General features: G+C 38.3%; 19 protein-coding genes. 8 read left to right on the top strand and 11 right to left on the bottom strand.

Features of this window, described 5'->3' with window-relative positions:
* Positions 1 to 14: 14 nt before the first annotated feature.
* Positions 15 to 2,822 carry a DEAD/DEAH box helicase gene (locus H9648_RS14280; RefSeq protein WP_191754471.1) on the bottom strand — a complete coding sequence of 936 codons (2,808 nt, stop codon included), beginning with the start codon at positions 2,820 to 2,822 and terminating at the stop codon, positions 15 to 17.
* Between the two features lie 143 nt (positions 2,823 to 2,965).
* Complete coding sequence (locus H9648_RS14275; protein WP_191754470.1) at positions 2,966 to 3,712, bottom strand: L,D-transpeptidase family protein; 747 nt, start codon at positions 3,710 to 3,712, stop codon at positions 2,966 to 2,968.
* Positions 3,713 to 3,856: 144 nt separating this feature from the next.
* Between H9648_RS14275 and H9648_RS14270 the strand changes: the two genes are divergently transcribed.
* The gene (locus H9648_RS14270; protein WP_225218908.1) at positions 3,857 to 4,426 is read left to right on the top strand and encodes a GNAT family N-acetyltransferase; all 570 of its coding nucleotides are present in this window, start codon (positions 3,857 to 3,859) and stop codon (positions 4,424 to 4,426) included.
* A 38-nt stretch (positions 4,427 to 4,464) separates the two neighbouring features.
* Here H9648_RS14270 and H9648_RS14265 read toward each other — a convergent pair whose 3' ends face one another.
* From H9648_RS14265 to H9648_RS14255, 3 genes are all read right to left on the bottom strand, one after another.
* Positions 4,465 to 5,637 carry a toxic anion resistance protein gene (locus H9648_RS14265; protein ID WP_191754469.1) on the bottom strand — a complete coding sequence of 391 codons (1,173 nt, stop codon included), beginning with the start codon at positions 5,635 to 5,637 and terminating at the stop codon, positions 4,465 to 4,467.
* A complete protein-coding gene (locus H9648_RS14260; RefSeq protein WP_144704219.1) occupies positions 5,624 to 6,289 on the bottom strand; it encodes a 5-bromo-4-chloroindolyl phosphate hydrolysis family protein in 666 nt (221 codons plus the stop codon). Before H9648_RS14260 ends, H9648_RS14265 begins: the two co-directional genes overlap by 14 nt.
* Positions 6,290 to 6,723: 434 nt before the next feature.
* The gene (locus H9648_RS14255) at positions 6,724 to 8,343 is read right to left on the bottom strand and encodes an SWIM zinc finger family protein (RefSeq protein WP_191754468.1); all 1,620 of its coding nucleotides are present in this window, start codon (positions 8,341 to 8,343) and stop codon (positions 6,724 to 6,726) included.
* A gap of 758 nt (positions 8,344 to 9,101) precedes the next feature.
* Between H9648_RS14255 and H9648_RS14250 the strand changes: the two genes are divergently transcribed.
* Positions 9,102 to 10,205 carry a PRK06851 family protein gene (locus tag H9648_RS14250; protein WP_191754467.1) on the top strand — a complete coding sequence of 368 codons (1,104 nt, stop codon included), beginning with the start codon at positions 9,102 to 9,104 and terminating at the stop codon, positions 10,203 to 10,205.
* A gap of 88 nt (positions 10,206 to 10,293) precedes the next feature.
* Positions 10,294 to 10,746: an SgcJ/EcaC family oxidoreductase gene (locus H9648_RS14245; protein ID WP_191754609.1), complete on the top strand. Its 453-nt coding sequence runs from the start codon at positions 10,294 to 10,296 to the stop codon at positions 10,744 to 10,746.
* A 45-nt stretch (positions 10,747 to 10,791) separates the two neighbouring features.
* On the opposite strand, the gene H9648_RS14240 is transcribed toward H9648_RS14245, so the two are convergent.
* The 5 genes from H9648_RS14240 to recQ all read right to left on the bottom strand — a co-directional run bounded on the left by H9648_RS14240 (position 10,792) and on the right by recQ (position 16,041).
* On the bottom strand, positions 10,792 to 10,980 hold the full coding sequence (locus H9648_RS14240; protein WP_191754466.1) for a hypothetical protein: 189 nt from the start codon (positions 10,978 to 10,980) through the stop codon (positions 10,792 to 10,794).
* Positions 10,981 to 11,179: 199 nt separating this feature from the next.
* Positions 11,180 to 12,019 carry a 1,4-dihydroxy-6-naphtoate synthase gene (locus H9648_RS14235; protein ID WP_191754608.1) on the bottom strand — a complete coding sequence of 280 codons (840 nt, stop codon included), beginning with the start codon at positions 12,017 to 12,019 and terminating at the stop codon, positions 11,180 to 11,182.
* A 5-nt stretch (positions 12,020 to 12,024) separates the two neighbouring features.
* Complete coding sequence (locus H9648_RS14230) at positions 12,025 to 12,687, bottom strand: futalosine hydrolase (protein ID WP_191754465.1); 663 nt, start codon at positions 12,685 to 12,687, stop codon at positions 12,025 to 12,027.
* Between the two features lie 19 nt (positions 12,688 to 12,706).
* Positions 12,707 to 13,903 (bottom strand): class I SAM-dependent rRNA methyltransferase, encoded by a 1,197-nt coding sequence (locus tag H9648_RS14225; protein WP_191754464.1) that lies wholly within the window; start codon positions 13,901 to 13,903, stop codon positions 12,707 to 12,709.
* Positions 13,900 to 16,041 (bottom strand): DNA helicase RecQ, encoded by a 2,142-nt coding sequence (gene recQ / locus H9648_RS14220; protein ID WP_191754463.1) that lies wholly within the window; start codon positions 16,039 to 16,041, stop codon positions 13,900 to 13,902. Before recQ ends, H9648_RS14225 begins: the two co-directional genes overlap by 4 nt.
* A 165-nt stretch (positions 16,042 to 16,206) precedes the next feature.
* Between recQ and H9648_RS14215 the strand changes: the two genes are divergently transcribed.
* The 3 genes from H9648_RS14215 (at position 16,207) to H9648_RS14205 (ending at position 17,747) form a co-directional block, all read left to right on the top strand.
* A complete protein-coding gene (locus tag H9648_RS14215; RefSeq protein ID WP_191754462.1) occupies positions 16,207 to 16,554 on the top strand; it encodes an ASCH domain-containing protein in 348 nt (115 codons plus the stop codon).
* Between the two features lie 11 nt (positions 16,555 to 16,565).
* Positions 16,566 to 17,009: a hypothetical protein gene (locus H9648_RS14210; protein WP_191754607.1), complete on the top strand. Its 444-nt coding sequence runs from the start codon at positions 16,566 to 16,568 to the stop codon at positions 17,007 to 17,009.
* Positions 17,010 to 17,318: 309 nt separating this feature from the next.
* The gene (locus H9648_RS14205; RefSeq protein ID WP_191754461.1) at positions 17,319 to 17,747 is read left to right on the top strand and encodes a hypothetical protein; all 429 of its coding nucleotides are present in this window, start codon (positions 17,319 to 17,321) and stop codon (positions 17,745 to 17,747) included.
* Between the two features lie 38 nt (positions 17,748 to 17,785).
* Here the strand turns inward: H9648_RS14205 and H9648_RS14200 are convergent, their stop codons facing one another.
* Positions 17,786 to 18,493 carry a proprotein convertase P-domain-containing protein gene (locus tag H9648_RS14200; protein ID WP_191754460.1) on the bottom strand — a complete coding sequence of 236 codons (708 nt, stop codon included), beginning with the start codon at positions 18,491 to 18,493 and terminating at the stop codon, positions 17,786 to 17,788.
* Positions 18,494 to 18,718: 225 nt separating this feature from the next.
* Here H9648_RS14200 and H9648_RS14195 point away from each other — a divergent pair, with 225 nt between their 5' ends.
* Both H9648_RS14195 and H9648_RS14190 read left to right on the top strand, forming a co-directional pair.
* On the top strand, positions 18,719 to 18,919 hold the full coding sequence (locus H9648_RS14195; protein ID WP_137791444.1) for a DUF3311 domain-containing protein: 201 nt from the start codon (positions 18,719 to 18,721) through the stop codon (positions 18,917 to 18,919).
* Positions 18,920 to 20,422, top strand: a complete 1,503-nt coding sequence (locus tag H9648_RS14190) for a sodium:solute symporter family protein (protein ID WP_191754459.1) — start codon at positions 18,920 to 18,922, stop codon at positions 20,420 to 20,422.
* Positions 20,423 to 20,486: the final 64 nt, after the last annotated feature.

The following is a 20,486-nucleotide window of genomic DNA, read 5'->3' as shown; positions in this document are numbered from 1 at the left end:
CTCATCTGAGAAGTCTATACTTTTATCGTAAATTCATTATATAAACTAGCAGGTACTTCATTCTCAAGTTTAATCTTTACGGTTATCGGCTTTTCACCTTCGTAATCAATCGAGTCCCCTTTGCCAATATAAATGTAAGGTTCCGTTTTTCCATCTAAATTTCTATACTTCCTGACAAATAGATGTAGGTTAACTCCTCTTTGTTTATTCTTAATAATATTTTGTCCTCTTTCAGAAAGTTGTGTAGTACTGTTAACTGATTGCCATTGAAAGAGTTGCTCGCTAAGAAATTTGTCTTTATATTTAATACTTTCTTTAATATCTTCTTCTTTGTGTAAGTCAATAAACAAAAAGTATTCTTTACCATTTGCCAATAGACCAGAGCCTCTAAAGGAACTATGAGTTTTTCTGTAATTAGAAAGAAATGCAGCGTCCATCATCTGATATTGCTCATATAGTTTAAAATGCGGAACACCATAGTATTCTTCTTTGTATTCTTTTTCATATCTAAAAATACCATAAGTCACAATATCTTCTAAGAACTTTTTGTATTCGTTATTTTCTAAAACTCTCGTAAAAAGTTCAGTTTTAGTCAACTTACCGTCTTCTAAAACAAATAATCGCGGCTTACTTTTCTTTTGTCCACTGTCGGAGTATTTCTGATCTAGACATTCAAAAGCATGTAGAATACTATCTCCATCTACATTTTTAATCAATTTGAGTATTTCATTTTTTGCCTTCCCAATATTAATTTCCTCATGATCTAATAAATAATTTATAATGACAAACTCATAAACCCTCTTAAGTGGAAGGTGACTAGATAGCTCTTTTAAAGTAGACTCAAAAACATCATTTAACAAAAGTGTCTTTAACTTTTCATCCTTTTCTACTTTTGCTACAAATTGCAAATAGGATTTTTCTTTACTAATAAATTTGATAGGATCAGGTGCACCATCATATTTAAGATAATCGATTAATAAATATGGGATATGCCCTTGATTTAAATTCTTAAATTCAAAGTATTCTTCCTTTAGATACTTCATAGAGTTGAAATTTTCTTTGTCGATTTGTTCTAGTATTCTTTCTTGCGAGATTTTATCCATTTGGATATGCGTACATCCTGGTATATTAGCAAAACCAGTAACTAGCGCAATCTTTAAACTCTCTTTATCGTAATAGCGACTTCCGTTCAGAGCCAAAGCAATTAAAAATGTTTTATTATGATTACCTATAAAATCTAACACTGTAAGAAAGCTTTTGTTAGCATGCTTTCTAAGTCCTCTCCCTAACTGTTGAATAAAAACAATAGGAGAATTTGTTGGTCTTAACATCAAAACAGAGTTAACAGAAGGAATATCAACACCCTCATTGAAGATATCAACGGTAAATATAAATTCTAATTCATCTGTGTCCTCTTCTAATCTATTAATATACATTTCTCGTTGATGGGGAGAGTGCTCTCCAAATAAACAAACACTGTTGTAGCCTCTTTTATTGAATTCAGCCGCCATATATTGCGCATGTTCTATACTTGCACAAAATCCTAAACACTTTCTTTTATCGCCATCATGACCATAAAAGTCCATCTTTTCAATTATGAAATCTACACGTTCGTTAACCTTTAATCTTTTAGTAATTTCAGCTATGTCATCAATATGAACATCACTAAGATCTACACTTTCAATGTCTGTTATTCCGAAGTAATGAAAAGGAATTACAAGTTCATCCTCTAAAGCCTCATGCAATCTCACTTCTAAAGCCACGTTATTATCAAAAAGATCAAATACATTTCCACTGTCACTTCTCTCTGGTGTTGCAGTCATGCCCAAAGTAAATTTAGGGTCAAAGTAATTTAAGACCTCTCGATAGGATGGACTGGTAGCGTGGTGGGCTTCATCAATAATTAGATATTCAAATTCATTTCTATCAAATTCCCGGTAGCATTTAGATAGGGTTTGAATGGTAGCGAAAACATAATCTACATTTTTCTGTTTGTAATTACCCGTTAATAAACCAAACGTAAGACCTTCGTTAGGTAAAAGTATTTCAAATGTTTCTTTAGCTTTTTTAAGAATTTCTTCTCTGTGTACGATGAACAATAATTTTCTTGGCATGTACCGTTTTACATCAAAAGCTGACATGTATGTTTTACCCGTTCCTGTAGCAGCAATTACGAGCGCTTTTTTCTCATCAAAATGTCGGAGTCTCTCGAGATTCTCTATGGCTCGCTTCTGCATCCGATTAGGTACAATATAGCCTTTATTTTCATAGATAACTTGTTGTGTTGGTGTTTTATTAATACTCTTTAAGAATGCTTCATAATCTTGAATAAAATCATTATTAGCTTCAGCACTAAATTCCCATAACGAATTGTATTCTTTTAATACTTTTTTTATAAAATTTGCATCCTCTTTAGCAATAACCTCAACATTCCATTCAATGTTACTTTTGAGGGCACTTTGAGTAATATTTGATGAACCGATAATAACTTTGAATGAATCCTGGTATTCAAATATATAAGCCTTTGTATGAAATCCAACTTCTTTATCTGTAACGAAAACCTTTAGTTCTACGTTATCAAATTCTTTAATTTTTTCTAATGCCTTAGCCTCTGTAAAGTTTAGGTAAGTTGAAGTAATAATCTTTCCTTTTACGCCTTTTTCTTGCGCCTCTTTCAAAGGATCAAGCAAAAGCTGAAGACCGCTAAAATTTACAAAAGCCACACTAAAATAAAATGAGATACACTCATTCATTGAACGAACAAGCTCGCCTAGCAAATTTTCTTTATCTGAGTTGACGATTAACTTCTTCTCAAAGTCCATAATAATCCCCTAATACCATAATTTTCTTTCTATTACTTAGACATACTACTATAAGTACTGCTTAATAAAAAGATCATTTTGCAAACAGTAATTTCTACATAAAAAAGAACTCTATAAAGAGCTCTTTTAATCAATACACCCTATTAAAACATCCCCAAAGCCTTCTTTGTCGCTGGACCTACAACACCATCAACTGTGAGCTTCTTAGCTTTTTGAAACTTGCGAACAGCGGCATCCGTATTGGCTCCGAATATACCGTCGACCCCTTTTGTACTGTAGCCTAGACTCGTAAGCCTTCGTTGAAGCTCCATGACTTCGGCACCACGGCTTCCCTTTTTCAGATTAACGACTGAGAATACAGGCACCGTCGAACTGTTTGTTACCTTGTATCCATTCGCTGCTGCTAAAGCAGGAAATGACTTACCTGAAGTTGTGATCACAACAGGGGTATTAACCGAAATCCTAGCATATAACCACTGCACCTCGTTGTTGTACATACGGATACAGCCTGCGCTTACATACTTACCTATCGAACTTGCATTATTGTTTCCATGGATGGCATACGTCGTGCCCCATGTTCCATTTGCATTTAAGCCTAACCATCTGTTTCCTAAGGGATTCCGCGGATCTCCACCTGGAATGTTTCCTGTATAATATGGCCGATTCGTGATCTTGTTTACAATTTTAAACTTACCCTCTGGTGTATAGGATGGCAGTTTACCTGTAGCCACTTTGAAAACCTTCGATAATTTATTATTCTCAAAATACGCAAGCTGGTTTGTTGACTTATTTATGACGATAAATGATGAGGCTGCTGCCTTCACTGGTTGAACTAGTAAGAACATGAAACCAAACATCAGTAATGCAATCAGTACTTTTTTTGTTTTCATTCCTTCTCTCCTATTCTTTATTGAAATAACAAATCCTCATATTCTATGCGAGGGTATAGGAGATGCATTACTACTTTCATGAAAAATTTAATCAAAAAAACATGAATAATTCGCTTGTACGATGAATAGACTGGTAGGTTATATTTGTCTTATACATATGAACAGAAAGAAGATGGAATGATGCGAAATGTTATGTTGAAAAACAACCATAGAGTGGAGATTCGCGAAGCTGTAAGTGATGATGCAGGGAACATCATCGATTTTTATAATGTGGTTGGCGGTGAAAGTGATTTTTTATCCTTCGGAGCTGGCGAATTTAAACGAGAAATAGAGGATTATAGTGATTACATTGTCTCTGTCGAAAATGAACCTAATTCGATCATGCTGCTTGCGACAATCGATTCTGTGATTATTGCGATCGCAACCATCAACTCCTCACAGAAGGAAAGAACGAAACATGTTGGAACATTGGGAATTGTTGTTTCTAAAAAATATGCGGGGTTGGGATTAGGCAAAGCTTTGATGAATGAACTTATAGAGTGGGCAAGACAAAATGGAATCACGCGAAAGATTAGTCTCGTAACAAACGAGCATAATACGAAGGCAATCGACCTTTATAAAAAATTCGGTTTTGAAGAGGAAGGTTTGCTGAAGCAAGATAATTTTATTTACGGAACCTATCAGAACACGGTAATGATGGGGTTGATTTTATAGTAAAAGGTACCTGCATTTAGACAGGTACCTTCTTTTATTTAATCACCTTTAATCTCAAGCAGCTTCTGCCTCAATCCGATTTCCATCGTAGCCAGCTCTTCTTCTGCAAGACGTCGTTTAACTCGTCCTTCTTCTTGAATACGCAGTGTCTCTTCTAGCGTTGAAAGAAGATTCTCTTGCGTTTTCTTTAACGTTTCAATATCAATCAAGCCGCGTTCGTTTTCTTTTGCGGTCTCGATCGTATTGGTTTTTAGCATCTCAGCATTTTTTAGTAAAAGCTCATTCGTCGTTTTGGAAACTTGTTTTTGAGCCTCTACTGCATTACGCTGTCTGATCAACGTCAGTGCAATAGCGACTTGGTTCTTCCACAAGGGAATAGCCGTCATGATAGAAGATTGAATTTTTTCTACTAGTGCTTGGTTCGTGTTTTGAATAAGTCGAATTTGTGGTGCACTCTGGATCGTGATCTCACGACTTAGTTTTAAGTCATGTACTCGTTTATCGAGTCGATCGGCAAACTGAACCATATCATTTACTTCTTGGAACTTCATCTGATCGTTCGTCTGTTCAGCAACTCTTCTCATCTCAGGAATTGTCACTTGGTTTAGCTCATCCAGCTTAAGTTCTCCTGCTGCTATATATACATTCAACGCTTGAAAGTACTCTTTGTTGTTTTCGTACAATTTTTCAAGCATGACGATATCGGACATGAGAACATTCTTGCTACCATCTAGCTTTACGGAAATACGATCAATCTGCGCTCCCGTTTTTTGATATTTCGATAGGACCTCCTGAACAGAGCCTGAGATCTTTCCGAACATGCGACCGATCAACGTTGGTTTGTTCGACTTTAATTCTTCAGGATTCACATCTTGAAGCTTTCTCATCAAATCACCAATGATCTCACCGATCTGTCCGGTGTCTTTCTTTTTCACATGATCAAGCATAGTGTTCGAAAAGGAATGAAGCTTTGCCTGTGCAGGTGCTCCGTACGTGATCATCGTCTGGTGATTCGTAGGATCGATCTGTTTCGCCAGCTGATACGCTTTTTCTTTATTTTCTTCTGGCAGAACATCTATTAATCGTACCTGCTTATTTTCGTTCGAAGGCACAGTTGCTTCTTGCTGTTCGCCAAAAGGGTTAGCCAACAAGTCATCCATTAGATTTGTCGGTTCATCTGAATGGTTAAGGGGTGCATTATTTTCTTTCATTTATATCGCCTGCCTTTTTTATGGATTGGGAGTCATTCTGGGATTTAATCGAGTACTTCGCTACATCGATCTCATAATGTAGGTCATCTATATCATTTGACAGTACTTGGTATAAATCCTTTTCGATCTGATCGATCAGTTCGTCGAGTGTCCTTTTCGTTTCTACCAACGATTGCGTCAATTCTTTTGATTTTCTTGGCTGCGAGGATAGAAACATATATTTCTCGGTCAGCTCAACAGCTGAATCTAAATGAGAAAAATAGAATTGTTCTGCTTGATAAAAACGTCTTGGCTCTTTTTGGGTTAAACTCTGGATTTTTCTTACTACACGAACAAGGTCTGCTCTTTGTTTTAAAGTCGGTAGATCACGTACTGAAAACATTGCCTTTTGCAGTCTATAGATCTTAGGCTTTGCTTCATCTAAATTTTTTCTAATGTATTTATACTCTCTTCTAGATAAGTGATGTTCACTGAGAAATCTCTGTTTTTGAAGAAGTCCTGTTGCTGTGTATGCGGCAGCTCCTCCAGCTACTGCAATGCCAGACGACAAAAGGTAGGTCTGGTCATACCCAATAATACTTGCCAGCCATACTCCTACTGAAGCTGGGATAGCAACAAACATGCGGATAAAAAAAGCTAAAAATCCGTTCATTGTAATCGACTCCTGACATAAACTCTTTACTATTCATACGGATGTAGTGGTTTCTGAGTTTCGTTTTCGTTAAAAAAGTTCTTCTATACTATGTTTCTATTATTACCTTATCGAAACCTTCCTAAAATAACCATGGCTTTAAGAAGTAATGTGTTCTAAGACTTGAGGCGTATATTAAAAATGGCTATGTTTGTATGAATAGTTGTACTTGTTAGTAGTTGATTTCCGTTCCTGATGCTCGCTTTCCACGGGGCAGGCGGTGAGCACCTTGCAACTTTGTGGATTTAAGGGTCTCACCTGACCGCTTGTCCTAACCTTTGTCTCGCATAATTCACTCCAATCAACCTATTAATGAAGAGAGAAACGTACTTTTTAGCAATATTCTTTTAGAAGAAAATAAAACTCACCCCGCTCAAAAGCTAGGTGAGTTAAATTCACTTTACTTTATTCAGTTCATCTATAAATGCTGGACGTTTTTTGTACGTTTCCTTCAGTTCTTTAGTTAAATAATTAACTTTTTCTAATCCACAAGCTTTTTTATATACCTTTAATAAACCACTGACTTTTCTGTATCCACTGCGGTTTGAAACATATTTAACTTCATTTTTTATAAAAACAGTAAATAGTCGGGACACCTCATTCGGATAATCTTTAATAAGATATGGATATAGCTCAAAAAACTTATAGGAGTGAATCGAGCAATAATCTAATAGTAATTCCATCTGATTTTCCTCGATAAGTATATCCGTATAAATATAGGATTCTTTTAATTTAGGCAATATTTGATAAAAATCTCTTTCCCATTCTTTTTTAGGTGTTAATTTTTTCAAAATATTAAAGTATTTATATTCTCCTTGCAGCAGTAGTTCATAGGCAATATCTTTCTGCTTTTTAAAATCATTCATTTTTTCATAGACAACATATCTGTAATTTTTCCACTGTGATAATAAACCACGTTTATCGTGGTCTTTCTTCTCACCTTCTAAGCATATTTCTAACGCCTTCTTATATTGAGATTTTTGAATGCAACTATTAATAGCCTTGTCTCTAATATCACTCCATGCCAAGTTGTTAAAAATAAATCTTTCAACATCCTCCGCTTCATCATTTAATTCAATAATATCCAGTTGAATAGATTTTATAGAAGAAAAGTTCCAACTATCTTGAGAAGCATCTAGCATATTAGTTAAGGTCCTTTCAATGGCAACTCGTTGTTCAGGAATATCACTAAACGGAATGCAAGCCCTAATTAAATCATGACTCCATTCGTCATTTATTTCTATATATCTTGAGTGAAGTGCTTCTTTTAGAATTATACTCAATAACTGATTCCGCTCATCAAAAGTAAGAATATCTACCCCTTCTTCTACAGCATCCTTTATTGTAAAAATAGCTTCATTTATTATTTGTCCAACTGTTCCAGATGAATCATCACAAAATTGAGTCATCTCAACGATATGAGATAGAACAAGAATACTGAGTTTTACAGCAGTCTCTATTTCATTTGCCGTTAGCTTTTTTTGAGCTTTATGCAATACTTGTTCAGCACCTGCTACTGCAAAATCCGTCTGGTCATAGTGAATAAAACCATCGATTTTAGCTTTATTTATATATTCTTTTATAAGTATTTCAGATGACTCTAGTTCATCTGCTGACTTTGATAGCAAGAATAATAATTGTTGTTTAACATTTGTTTTCTCATTTGCTAAATCTAATAGTAGTTCTATCAGTTCATCCTTCCTTAATTGCTTAAGTAGTGCAGGTAACTCCTGCTTTTTATGCACTCTATCATTTTCATTTTTAATTGCAAAAAACACTGCAGTTTGATGCTTACAAATGTGACTATAATCATAAGGGCAGTTACAATAGCTATCTACAATCTTATTTTCTTCTATTCTAACTTCCACGAAATATTCTTCTGTCCCACTCACTGTTGCTTCATATTGACCAGGAACTATCTCATCAAGATCTTCTACACGGCCACTCTCATAGTATTGATAACCTCGCTTCAGTATTGTATGGTCTATGTATTTTTCAATATTTGAAAGCAGCATTTTAAATTCTCCTAACTAATTGTTTAATGTTATAGAGCCATTGTAACTTATGTATATTTTAAACAAAACAAAGACGCTGAATATGCATACATCACATAAACAGCGCCTTTAGCTTAAAATCACTTTATTCACTTAAACGTTCTTTCCTTTCTTACTAATACACAAATGCTAGTTATTGTCCCTAACTAGACTTCAATTAATTGTTCGTTCAATCAATTGCCTTGCATTAGATCTTATTTTTCCTCTACTTCTGGTAAATTCCCACACGCCCACATGCTGCGAAAATAGTTTTCACCGGCTATTTCCATCTGCAACACGATCTTAGCATGCTTCGCTCACATACGTCATTGGAATCATCCTCTTTCGTTATGTGTATTTGCGCGTTCCCACATACCCACACATCTCGAAATCAGTTTTCACTGGCCGATCTCTAACTGGATGTGATTTGATATGCTTCGCTTGCTTATTTCATTGGAATCACGCCTTCCTTTATTTGAAGTAGTGTTTCTTTGTTAACTACATATTAACCCATTCTAAATTTTATTTAAATATTCAGAATAGTCAATATTATGTGATTTAGGGTGTATTTATTCCTCTTTTTTTAGCCATACTCCTTCATTCGTAAAATTTCTTTTTATTTCATCATATTTCAACAATTTAAATAATAAATGTGTTTTTTTAGGCAATCACCTATTCCATCATCCTTACATAACATGCATGTAGAAACACAACTACAAAAAAGAGGAGTGTTTTGAACCTTGACTGGAAAAATTCTAAATTATTATGCTGGCGGCAATACAGCAAGAGGTTTTCACAACCTATTCACATCAAATCTTAATGGTCTTGATCGCCTCTTTATTTTAAAAGGCGGACCTGGCACTGGTAAGTCGACACTTATGAAAGCGGTCGGGGAAAAGTGGAACAACGAAGGCTACGATATAGAATACATCCATTGCGCTTCAGACAACGGATCCATTGATGGCGTGATTATCCGGGAACTAGGAATTGGAATAGTTGATGGCACTTCTCCACATGTTATTGAACCCAAAGCACCCGGGGCTATCGAGGAATACGTGAATTTAGGTGAGGCGTGGGATTCTAAAAAACTAGCGAACAAAAAGGCGGAAATTTTAAAGATTACAGATTCCATTTCTGCTGATTATCAAAAAGCGTATGCGACTTTCCATGATGCGCTCCTCATCCATGATGAATGGGAAGAAATTTATATTATGAACATGAATTATGAAAAAGCAAACGAAATTACGGATGAACTGATGCATCAATTTTTTTCTAAGAAAGTAAATAAAGCCGCGAACGTTTATCACCGTTTTTTAGGAGCAGCTACCCCAAAAGGTGCAGTCGATTTTGTTCCAAACTTAACGGAAGGTCTGGAAAAGAGATATTTTATTAAGGGAAGACCAGGGTCTGGAAAATCAACTTTATTAAAAAAGTTGGCCGCAAATGCCGAGGCTTCTGGTTATGATGTTGAAATTTATCATTGTGGGTTCGATCCAAACAGTTTGGATATGGTGATCGTAAGAGAGCTCGGTTTTGCGATTTTTGATAGTACAGCACCTCATGAGTATTTTCCTGAACGTGAAGGTGACTCCATCATAGATATGTATGAAAAGACGATTAAAAAAGGAACGGATGAAAAATTCTTTGATAATCTAAAAGAAATCAGCGGCCGCTATTCAAAAAAGATGAAAGAAGCTATCGGATATTTAGCAGATGCAAAAAGTAAACACGATGATTTAGAAAAGATCTATATAGCTGCGATGAATTTTTCAACGATCGACAAAATTCACAAGAAAATTGATCTAGAAATCGAAAAACTAACCGCTGCACAACAACAAAAATAATATTTGATGCAGCCACTATTTTGAGGATGGTGGCTGTTTTGTTATGATGATCATATGACAATCTTACATATGGAGGACAGGTTAAGTGATGGAAACAGAAAATACAAAAGCTGTTGAAGATCTATATTTTAACTTCTTACATGCTTGGAACGAGCGGAATTCACGTCTTATGGCTGATTATTTTACTGAAGACGGTGAGATGGTTGGATATGATGGGAGTCAGGCATTCGGTCCTGAAGAGATTCATGCTCATCTCGAACCAATTTTCAACAGCTTCCCAACCCCACCTTATTATGCAAAGGTGAAGAACATTTCCTTGCTAAATGATGATGCTGTTATTGTTCGCGCTATTGCTGGCATGGTACCAGTAGGAAAAACAGAACTATCTCAAGAACTGAACACGCATCATACGGTGGTTGCAGTAAAAAATGATGAAAAATGGTTCATTAAACTTTTTCAAAACACACCTGCTCAATTTCACGGACGTCCTGAACTTCTGGATCAGATGACTGAGGAGCTTCGTGGTTTGCTTCCTGAATAAAAACAAGGAAACCCGCTTAAGTTACAGCGGGTTTCTTCATGTCTATTATTTTCTTAATATGTCCTTGAGCCCTTTATAAATCAATACGGCTCCAAAAACGAGAACAGTTAAAATAGCGATAATTTTAACAGCTGGACCAAATGCGGCTAAAAACGTGCCGCCTAGTGGAAGTGCAAGTAGAAAATAACCAGCTAACAAAGCCCCAATCAGTGTTAATACGTTTGTATTAGACATATTGCGCCTCCTTATAACAGATTTTCTTCTCGTTATAAGGTATGCGCGGATGTGGAGAGTGGTTAATTCTTGATAAAATCAGTTTACTGTCGACTTTTTATCATTTACTGTCCACTTTTCTATATTTACTGTCCACTTTCGAACTTTTACTGTCCACTTATTACAATTTACTGTCTACTTTCTGGCTTTTACTGTCCACTTACATTTTCAATAGATTCGTATAATCTCTCTTCGGCACGATGCCCTCTTCTCCGGCACGGTTGAGTAGTGTCGTAATAGCCTCAAAGCCCTTACCTCCAAGATCCGCGGTAAAATCATTCACGTACAGATCGATGTGAGATTTCGCAACGTCTTCTGAGAGTTCGCTCGCGTGCTGCATCACATACTCTCTTGATGCATCAGGATTTCGCCATGCGTACTCTACTGATTCACGTATCCAGGCTGTAATAGACTCTAAATCTAGCGTACGGCGCGCGATGATCGCTCCAAGTGGAATGGGCAGTCCCGTATCTTCTTCCCACCAGCTTCCCATATCCGCCAACAGGTTTAACCCGTAATTTTGATACGTAAAGCGAGCTTCATGAATCACAAGACCTGCATCAATCTTGCCGTCTTTTACAGCAGGCATGATCTCATTAAACGGCATAACGATGATCTCGCCCACTCCGCCTGGTACATTTTGAGCCGCCCATAAACGGAACAGCATGTAGGCTGTAGAGCGCTCACTTGGAACGGCCACCTTTGCTCCTGATAGCATGTCTGGTGTAACTTCACCTGGTTGATTCACGAGTACTAACGGACCACATCCACGACCGAGTGCACCTCCACATGGAAGCAGAGCATATTTATCCAAAACATAAGGAAGCGCTGCGTATGAGATCTTCAAGATATCAAGTTCATCTGACTCAGCGGCTAATCCGTTTGTGATATCTATATCTGCATATGTAACATCAAATTCAGGAGAACCAGGAACAAGACCATGAACCAATGCATGAAAAACAAATGTGTCATTGGGACAAGGTGAAAACGCAATACTCATTTTACTCATAACAAAACCTCCGCGATAACTTTACTAGCTCTCTCTAGTGTATCGAACGCTTCCTTCATACGCCAAGCAGAACGATCTCGCGGACCAATCGGATTTGATATGGAACGTATCTCAAGTACCGGCTTTCCAAATTCTTGTGCCGCAAGCGCTACACCATAGCCTTCCATCGCCTCTGCTACAGCATCAGGCTCACGATCCTGAAGATTCTTCGTCGTTTCAGAAGTTCCTGTCACAGTAGACAGTGTTAGGACGTGGCCGAGTTGAACCGGTACCCCTGCAAGCTTTAATGATGTTAAACAGTGCATGACCAGTTCGCTATCTGCTTTTATGCGCGTTGAAGCACCAAAACCAAGCTCATCTAATGTGATGAATCCCTCAGGAGATTCTGCCCCAAGATCTCCTGAAATCATCTCATCTGCAATAACAAGTGTTCCTACATCTGCTTTATCCCGAAATCCTCCTGCAATCCCCATGTTAATGACAACGTCATAGTCTTTCGTTAAAAGTGCTTTTGTTGTTTGGATACCCGCTGAGATCGGACCTACTCCAGCTAAGACCACATCTACGGATGACACTGGGCCAACTCCTCTTGTTATCGCCTCTTTTTCAGCAGCTACGGAAGTCATGATTAAAATACGGCGTTCGTTATTCATCGACATGAAGATCCCCTTTCGCCGGTTAGCTTAATTTTTCAATGAACACTACTTTTAAATAGTTACCCTCTTTGAACTCTTTGTGTGTTTTAAAATCTTGTGGAAGCTTAAACTCTTCTAAAATGTTATACGTGCCGCCTGTTTGTTTAAATGCTGATGATATCATCTCTTTAAACTTTTTCATCCCAAACGTTGAACAGTTAGAAGAAGCTACGATTACCCCATTTTTTTCTGTAATCTGTATCGCTTGTGCTAATAAATCAGGATAATCTTTCCCTGCACTGAACGTATGTTTCTTAGAACGCGCAAAGCTCGGTGGATCTAGAATCACAAGGTCGAATGACAGCCCTTTTCGGACAGCATATTTAAAATAGTTGAACACATCTTCTACAATGATGTCGTGGTCCTCATAGTTCAGACCGTTCACACTGAACTGTTCTTGCGTCTTGCTCCGGCTTCTATTCGCTAAATCAACGCTTGTCGTTTTCGCAGCACCACCAAGAGCAGCCGCAACTGAAAACGCACCAGTATAAGAGAACGTGTTCAGAACGGTTTTCCCTTTTGCATATTGATCACGGATGGTCTTTCGCACGTCACGCTGATCTAAGAACACACCAACCATCGCACCATCATTCAGATAAACGGCAAAGTGGATGCCGTTCTCTCTCACGATCAGTGGACTTGGTGCTTGTTCACCTTCAACAAAATCGTTATCATCAATATATTTTCCTTTTACTGCAAAACGCTTCTTCTCATAGATGCCTTTTACCTTAACAAGCTCTTTAAGAGAAGCGATCACTTCATCCTTAAAAGAGTAGATGCCTTCACTATACCAAGTTAGAACGTAGTAGCCGTTATAGTGGTCGATCGTCAGGCCACCGATTCCGTCTCCCTCACCGTTAAAAACGCGGAAAGCTGTCGTTTCATAATTGTTAAAAAGATCTTGTCGATGGTTGATCGCTTTTTTCAGCTTCTTCTCAAAGAATTCTTGATCGATAAGTTCTTGTGAATTTTGCGTTAATACCCACCCGCGGCCTTTATTTTGTTTGCCATAATACCCCTTACCAAGGAATACATTCTTTTCGTCAAACAGTTCAATAATCGTTCCTTCTTCTTTTACGTTGCTTATATTTTGTACAGTATCCTCCGTAATCAATGGAAAACCTGTTTTTAACCCCTTCACATAAGAAGGTTTTACTTTTAATTGGACATTCTTCTTCATCTTGTCACCCGTTTCTTATTTTCGTTTTGAAGCAAGTAAACTTTAATCATAAAGTAACTTACTTCTTCAGGAAGTAATTCTTTGATCGGCTTTAACTTTTCTCCGCCAGCTTGTTGAATGGCATCTTCAATCTTAGGTACATATCTCTCTGGAATAAGGTCCTCCATCTGAACATCCATTCCTTCTTGCATGCATTGAATAAGATGATTCTCGACCGTACTTAAAGCTAGTTTCCGATGACCAGCGATCTCATCGACTGACATCTTCTCTTTATAGAGAGTGTATGTTTCAAGATGAGAATCAGGCGTTGTCTTTTTGGAAGGTTCTTTTGTAACGATACTCTGATCCGCACTCTCTCTTCGCTCTGGATGCTCAGCCAAATAAGCAGAAATGGCAGAGATAAATCGCTCACCATATTTCTCTAGCTTATTCTGACCCACACCCGTCACACTCAAAAATTCGGTTCTTGACTCAGGCAGTTTCACGCACATATCTTTTAACGCGGTATCTGCGAAAATAACGAACGGTGGAACGTTCTCTTGTTCAGCTATCGTCTTACGCACAATTCGAAGCTCTTCGAATAACGGGTCATCTGCAGCCACTTGTTTGGTTACGACCGCTTCTTTACGCATGATCTGTTCTTTTCCGAGCAGGATGTCTTTCCCTTTTTCTTTTATATAAAGAGTTGGGAACGTACCATGCTCAACGGCGATGATCTCTTGTGAGATAAAAAACTCAATAAGGTCTGTTATTTCTTTCGTGCTTTTATCTTTCATCATGCCGTAAGTTGGCAGCTTATTAAATCGCATCTCTAACACTTTTTTATTTTTAGAGCCTGTCAGTACTTGTGCGATCAATGTCTTTCCGAAACGCTTCTGCCCCATTCGCACGATACAGGACAATACGATCTGCGCTTCTCTTGTCACATCGATGCTATCGCGATTATCCGTACAGTTGCCGCACCGGCCGCATGGTGGTATTTCTTCATCACTAAAATAGCGGACGATCGATTGCTGCAAACAGCTTTCTGTGTAGCAATAGTCCACCATGAGCTGAAGCTTCTCCAGCTCTTGCGCCATACGATCCTGCTCACTAGACTGATCGATCAGAAAACGCTGTACTTGAACGTCTTGTGATGAATATAGCAGGATACATTCACTCGGAAGTCCATCACGGCCAGCACGGCCCGCTTCTTGATAATAACTCTCCATGTTTTTAGGCAGCTGAAAATGGATAACATATCTAATATTCGATTTATCGATACCCATCCCAAACGCAGAAGTAGCCACCATAACCGATGACTCATCTTGAAGAAATTGTTCTTGTTGTTCCATGCGCTCATTGTCATTCATTCCTGCATGATAACGAGATACGTTGATGCCGCTTTTTAGGAGTGTTTCATAAAGCTGATCAACCGTCTTACGTGTTGCTGCGTATATGATCCCCGCTTCTTTCTCGTTCTTTTTGAGAAAGTCTTTTAAGTAAGAAAGACGGTCTTGTCCCTTAATCACAGAAAAAGATAAGTTTTCACGTTCAAATCCTGTTAATACCGTCTTGTTCTCATCAATATCAAGCGACCAGCAGATGTCCTGGCGAACACGCGGTGTAGCTGTTGCCGTTAACGCGAGAACTACCGGACGATTCGGCAGATTTCCGATCATTCTTTGAATACGTTGGTAGCTCGGTCTGAAGTCGTGTCCCCATTGCGAGATACAGTGTGCTTCATCTACCGCGATCAATTGAATATCAATTTGTCTCAAATGATCCATAAAGTCATAAGATTCTAGACGTTCTGGTGCAATATATAAAAGTTTATACTCACCGCTTTTCGCCTTTTCAATTCGTTCTCTCGCCTCTGCTGCTGTAAGTGAAGAATTGATGAAAGCCGCGGAAATACCTAACTGCAATAATGTATCAACCTGATCTTTCATTAATGAAATTAAAGGAGAAATAACAATTGTTGTTCCTTCAAAAACAAGGGCAGGTATTTGATAACAGATCGATTTTCCGCCACCTGTAGGCATAACACAGAGTGTATCGTCACCCGCTAAAACCGATTGTATCGCTTGCTCTTGTCCATTTCGGAATGAAGAATAACCGTAATGCAAATTCAGCATTTGCTTTGCTTTTTCTATCAAAACTTAAATTAGCCTCCCTCAGGTAGAGTCATCTCTTGATTATAAAGGTACTGACTCAACATAGCAAAGACACATCTTACCGTTTTCTTCCGATAAAAATAGACAGACTACTTAATAAAATGTGATACATTAGGAATTGGAGAAATGAAAAAGGAGTTTTTACATATGACAAATCATGAAAATAACAATTTACCACCAAAAACGTGTTCGATTGAAAGACTCGTAACGATGCCAGCTGATGTTGCTAAAGTTCTAGAAGGCAAAAAAACGGCTACCCGCCGTAACGGACGCTATGCAGATATCGGGGAAATCATGGAGTTAGATGGCCATTCGTTCGTAGTGAACAATGTATATCGACAATCTCTTGGTGAACTAACCGATCAACACGCTCAAGACGAAGGTTTTGCAACGGTCGAAGAATATAAGAACGCCATTCTTTCTTACCACCCTGGTATGCCGTGGCTTCCTCATATGCAAGTATGGGTTCACGAATTCAGTCCTGCTAAAGGCTAAATCATAACTTGATGGATAATTTGTATCGCATTTTTTTGTATATCCATATTTTAAGCGTGATCATTTCTGTCGGCCCGTTCTTTATTCTGTTCCCACTGATCAAAAAACTGAGAACCGCTAGTGGAGATGAGATGCAGGCCCACCTTGGCACATTTCGGTTTGTCGTTTGGCTCGCCAAGCACGCGGGTCACGTTCTGGTGTTTTCAGGTACATTGCTTGTTTTTACTGGACCATGGACGTGGGATACGCCGTGGATTCTCATGACTTTAATCGTCTTATTTTGCTCGCTGTTCTTTTTAGCGCGTGCCTTTTCACCGACGCTTCGTAAGTTTGATGATGAAGCGTGTGATAAAGTGGAGCTCGCTCGGAAATTACAGCGTGCCGTTTGGATCTATCTCGGATTGCTGATGATCATGCTTTGGTTTATGGTCGGAAAGCCATATTTGTGGTTTTAAATTGCATGATAGGTTGGAAAAAGCTGCTCCCTTTTATGGGTGCGGCTTTTTTCCTTGGCGTCCATTTGGAGTGGACAAATTTAGCTTGGCAAACTAAAAATGTGGATTGGAGCCTAAAACTCGTGGATTAAACGGCTAAACTTTTGGATTCAACATGCATATTTCTGGATTCAGAAGCGATTTTTGTGGATTCATTATGTTGGTGTCTAGCTAGCAAAGAAATAGGTGTCTATGTAAGAAGATATTTACCTTTCTATATAGAATAAACTATGTATTAAACTCCATTTTCAGAAGAGGAGGCACATATTCATGGATTTACATCCGATCACAGTCATCGAAATTATGTTCACCGTAACTTTGATCTGCACACTTTTCATCATTGCTTTTTTCATCCCCAAAACAAAACGAAAAACCGGCTTATACACAGCTAGTATCATGACAACTCTCGTTTTACTACTTTTCATCATACATCCCTTTTGGATTAACTATCACGTTTCCGTAAAAAAAGAACAGCTCACCTTATATTTAGAAAAGCAATTTCCTAATGAAAAGTGGCAGATTACACAAAACATCGGACGGCAATACAATCCTTATATCTTTTTAGTAGAGTTTCATAACGAAAAGGGTTGGAAGTATCACTATTTTGTAAAGAACGCAGACCACATTAAGCAGCACGGTCTTAGCATGCCAGATGATTCTAAGAAAATAGAAGGTAAACATAAGCGAAATGATTGGTAGTAAAAAAAGAAAACCTCCTTTACTTGGAGGTCTTACAGTTAAAATGACTCTCGTGTTGTTATAGTCAGCTCCCAGCCCCTATTGATGGCTCCTTGGTCTTGAGCAAATTGATCATATACATATAATCGCCATGCACCATTCGGATTCGTTCCATTAAAAACACTAAGAACCGTTCCATAAGGAAGTCCTGGCGCACCTGGTAATGCTGTAACTGGAAGAGTAGTACTTGGTTTATAAATGCCTGATGGAGGAATAGCATCTTCTGTCATAGAATTTACTGCAGCATCACTGAACGTATACGTAGCATTCACAACACCAGGACTAAAGCCTCCAACTGTAGACATTAAGATGACATTCTGTCCTTGAGGACCTACAAGCAATATTTGCAGATCAGCTAAATATGAATGTGTGAGGTTACGGAGAGTTACCGTCACATTTGCAACTGTCCCACTTAAACCTGACACATTAATAGTCGATGGATAAGGTGTTGCAGCTCCGCTATCAGGAATTGTAATAACATTAGGATTAGAAAATCTATTTATGTTTACAGCCGTTCTGCTACAGATAACCGCCGTTATGCATCTACAGTCTAAAGCAAGTACTTGGTTACCACTCGTTATACCCACTACACAATTTCCGTTGATTCCTTGAAAAATAAAAGGAATCTGCCTGTTACCTATTAACAGAACTACAGCTTGCCCGTATTTCAAACATTTTAACGTGTGACAAACACATGAATGAATCATCGTTTCCCACCTCCCTTTATACGGTTACTTCCATAATATGTATGTATCCTATTTTTGCTTAGGTCGTACAGTATTTATTTTTATATAATATGTAAACCCTTTCATTTTCTAATAATATTAAATATTTTAAAAATTTATATAATTCCCCTTGTCCCTCACTTTCTAAGCTGTTATGATTGTGAACATTATATTTCTAAAAAACACCACAGAAGGGACACATGCAGCATGAAGAAATTATTATTGATTGTATTGATTTCCGCTCCATTTATCGCACAACTGGTCGTTCTACCGTTCGTAAACAGGATCGATCCTATCATTTTCGGACTACCGTTTCTTCAGTTTTGGTTGTTTTTGTGGATTGTGCTAACTCCTTTTTGCACATTAGGAATCTATCAACTTCAGAAATCAGAAGGGAGTCTGGACTAAATGCAGCAAGGTAATCTTACAGCACTATCTATCACGATTTTTATTATCTTAACAGTTGTTCTGATCGGCTTTCTTGCCGGTAGGGACAAAGCTACCCGAAGTTCTGTTGAAGAATGGTCTGTTGGCGGAAGACGCTTTGGCGGCCTACTCGTCTGGTTTCTAGTCGGTGCAGACCTTTACACAGCTTATACGTTCCTAGGGTTAACGAGTACCGCTTACACAGCAGGAAGTCTCGCATTCTTCGCGATTCCCTACTCGGTTCTGGCCTATTTTATCTCTTATTTTTTCCTTCCGAAGTTATGGAAAGTGGCTAATGAGCATAAGTTAACCACTCTAGCAGACTATGCTCGCGAACGTTTTGACTCTAAGCTATTATCTTCACTCATCGCCATCGTCGGCGTACTTATGCTGATTCCGTATATCTGTTTGCAGCTGAGTGGTATTCAAGATACGCTCCAGGTTGCTGGGACAGGCTTTATCAATGTAAAAGTGGTCGTGATCACCTCTTTCTTGCTTGTTGCACTGTATACATTTTTCAGTGGGATCAAAGGACCGACATATACAGCAATCATTAAGGATGTTCTAGTATGGGCAATCATGTTATTCATGGTCGTGTCTCTTCCAATCATGCACTTTGGCGGCTGGAATCCTATGGTTGATAAAATCGTAACGGAAGCTCCTCACCTCTTAACGATTCCAGAGTCTGGACCAAAAGGTATTACATGGTTCATTACAGCAGCTTTTGTATCATCACTTGCTCTTTTTATGTGGGCACATGCGGCAACAGGCGTTTTCACAGCGAAAAGTGCAGATGCCATTCGAAAAAATGCACTGTTTCTGCCGCTTTATAATATCGTTTTAATTCTTGTTGTTTTCCTTGGATTCATTGCTTTTCTTGTTTTACCAGATGGGACTGATCCTAGGTTTGCTCTTCTTGCATTGATCCAAACGTCTTATGGTGGAATCGGTCAGGGATTAGCGTACTCTACGATCGCACTTGCTTCCCTCATTCCATGCTCTATCATGGCGATTGGTGCATCAAACCTATTTGCAAACAACATCTATCGTGACCTCATCAATCCGAGAGTAAAAGGACCGAAACTAACGATGATCACTCGCGGCATGGTTTTCGTTGTTATCGGACTTGCCTTATTGTTCGGTCTTGTGTTTCCACAAGCGCTCGTTTCCCTACAGTTGCTTGGTGTATCAGGAATGGTGCAGATTTTTCCTGCAATCGTTATCAGCTTATTCTGGAGAAATCAATCTAGAGAAGCTACCATTATCGGCCTGATCGTAGGACTTGTCGTTACCTTCACAGTCTATTCAACAGGTACAAGTCTTGGAATCTATGAAGGTTTCTGGGGATTGATGGCTAACTTTGCGACGGTAGTTGTGTTGAATCCATTCTTCGGTAAAAAAGCGAAACATTCATCAAACGCTGTAAAAAAATACTTGTTTGATCAGTCATCAAAAGAAGAACAACTTGTACGAAAAGGTGCATAACTGACTCCACAAAAAAAGCTTGAGTCCAGAATCTCTCGGACTCAAGCTTTTTTTAATGAATAGA

The organism is Fictibacillus norfolkensis, from assembly GCF_014836645.1.
Taxonomy (GTDB): Bacteria; Bacillota; Bacilli; order Bacillales; family Fictibacillaceae; genus Fictibacillus; species Fictibacillus norfolkensis.
This window is presented reverse-complemented; position numbering and strand designations above follow the sequence as displayed.

What these genes read in the sequence shown, in the direction of transcription:
- H9648_RS14280 (WP_191754471.1), bottom strand. Translation starts at nt 2,822, where the DNA reads ATGGACTTTGAGAAGAAGTTAATCGTCAACTCAGATAAAGAAAATTTG.
- H9648_RS14275 (WP_191754470.1), bottom strand. Translation starts at nt 3,712, where the DNA reads ATGAAAACAAAAAAAGTACTGATTGCATTACTGATGTTTGGTTTCATG.
- H9648_RS14265 (WP_191754469.1), bottom strand. Translation starts at nt 5,637, where the DNA reads ATGAAAGAAAATAATGCACCCCTTAACCATTCAGATGAACCGACAAAT.
- H9648_RS14260 (WP_144704219.1), bottom strand. Translation starts at nt 6,289, where the DNA reads ATGAACGGATTTTTAGCTTTTTTTATCCGCATGTTTGTTGCTATCCCA.
- H9648_RS14255 (WP_191754468.1), bottom strand. Translation starts at nt 8,343, where the DNA reads ATGCTGCTTTCAAATATTGAAAAATACATAGACCATACAATACTGAAG.
- H9648_RS14245 (WP_191754609.1), top strand. Translation starts at nt 10,294, where the DNA reads ATGGAAACAGAAAATACAAAAGCTGTTGAAGATCTATATTTTAACTTC.
- H9648_RS14240 (WP_191754466.1), bottom strand. Translation starts at nt 10,980, where the DNA reads ATGTCTAATACAAACGTATTAACACTGATTGGGGCTTTGTTAGCTGGT.
- H9648_RS14235 (WP_191754608.1), bottom strand. Translation starts at nt 12,019, where the DNA reads ATGAGTATTGCGTTTTCACCTTGTCCCAATGACACATTTGTTTTTCAT.
- H9648_RS14230 (WP_191754465.1), bottom strand. Translation starts at nt 12,687, where the DNA reads ATGTCGATGAATAACGAACGCCGTATTTTAATCATGACTTCCGTAGCT.
- H9648_RS14225 (WP_191754464.1), bottom strand. Translation starts at nt 13,903, where the DNA reads ATGAAGAAGAATGTCCAATTAAAAGTAAAACCTTCTTATGTGAAGGGG.
- H9648_RS14215 (WP_191754462.1), top strand. Translation starts at nt 16,207, where the DNA reads ATGACAAATCATGAAAATAACAATTTACCACCAAAAACGTGTTCGATT.
- H9648_RS14210 (WP_191754607.1), top strand. Translation starts at nt 16,566, where the DNA reads ATGGATAATTTGTATCGCATTTTTTTGTATATCCATATTTTAAGCGTG.
- H9648_RS14205 (WP_191754461.1), top strand. Translation starts at nt 17,319, where the DNA reads ATGGATTTACATCCGATCACAGTCATCGAAATTATGTTCACCGTAACT.
- H9648_RS14200 (WP_191754460.1), bottom strand. Translation starts at nt 18,493, where the DNA reads ATGATTCATTCATGTGTTTGTCACACGTTAAAATGTTTGAAATACGGG.
- H9648_RS14195 (WP_137791444.1), top strand. Translation starts at nt 18,719, where the DNA reads ATGAAGAAATTATTATTGATTGTATTGATTTCCGCTCCATTTATCGCA.
- H9648_RS14190 (WP_191754459.1), top strand. Translation starts at nt 18,920, where the DNA reads ATGCAGCAAGGTAATCTTACAGCACTATCTATCACGATTTTTATTATC.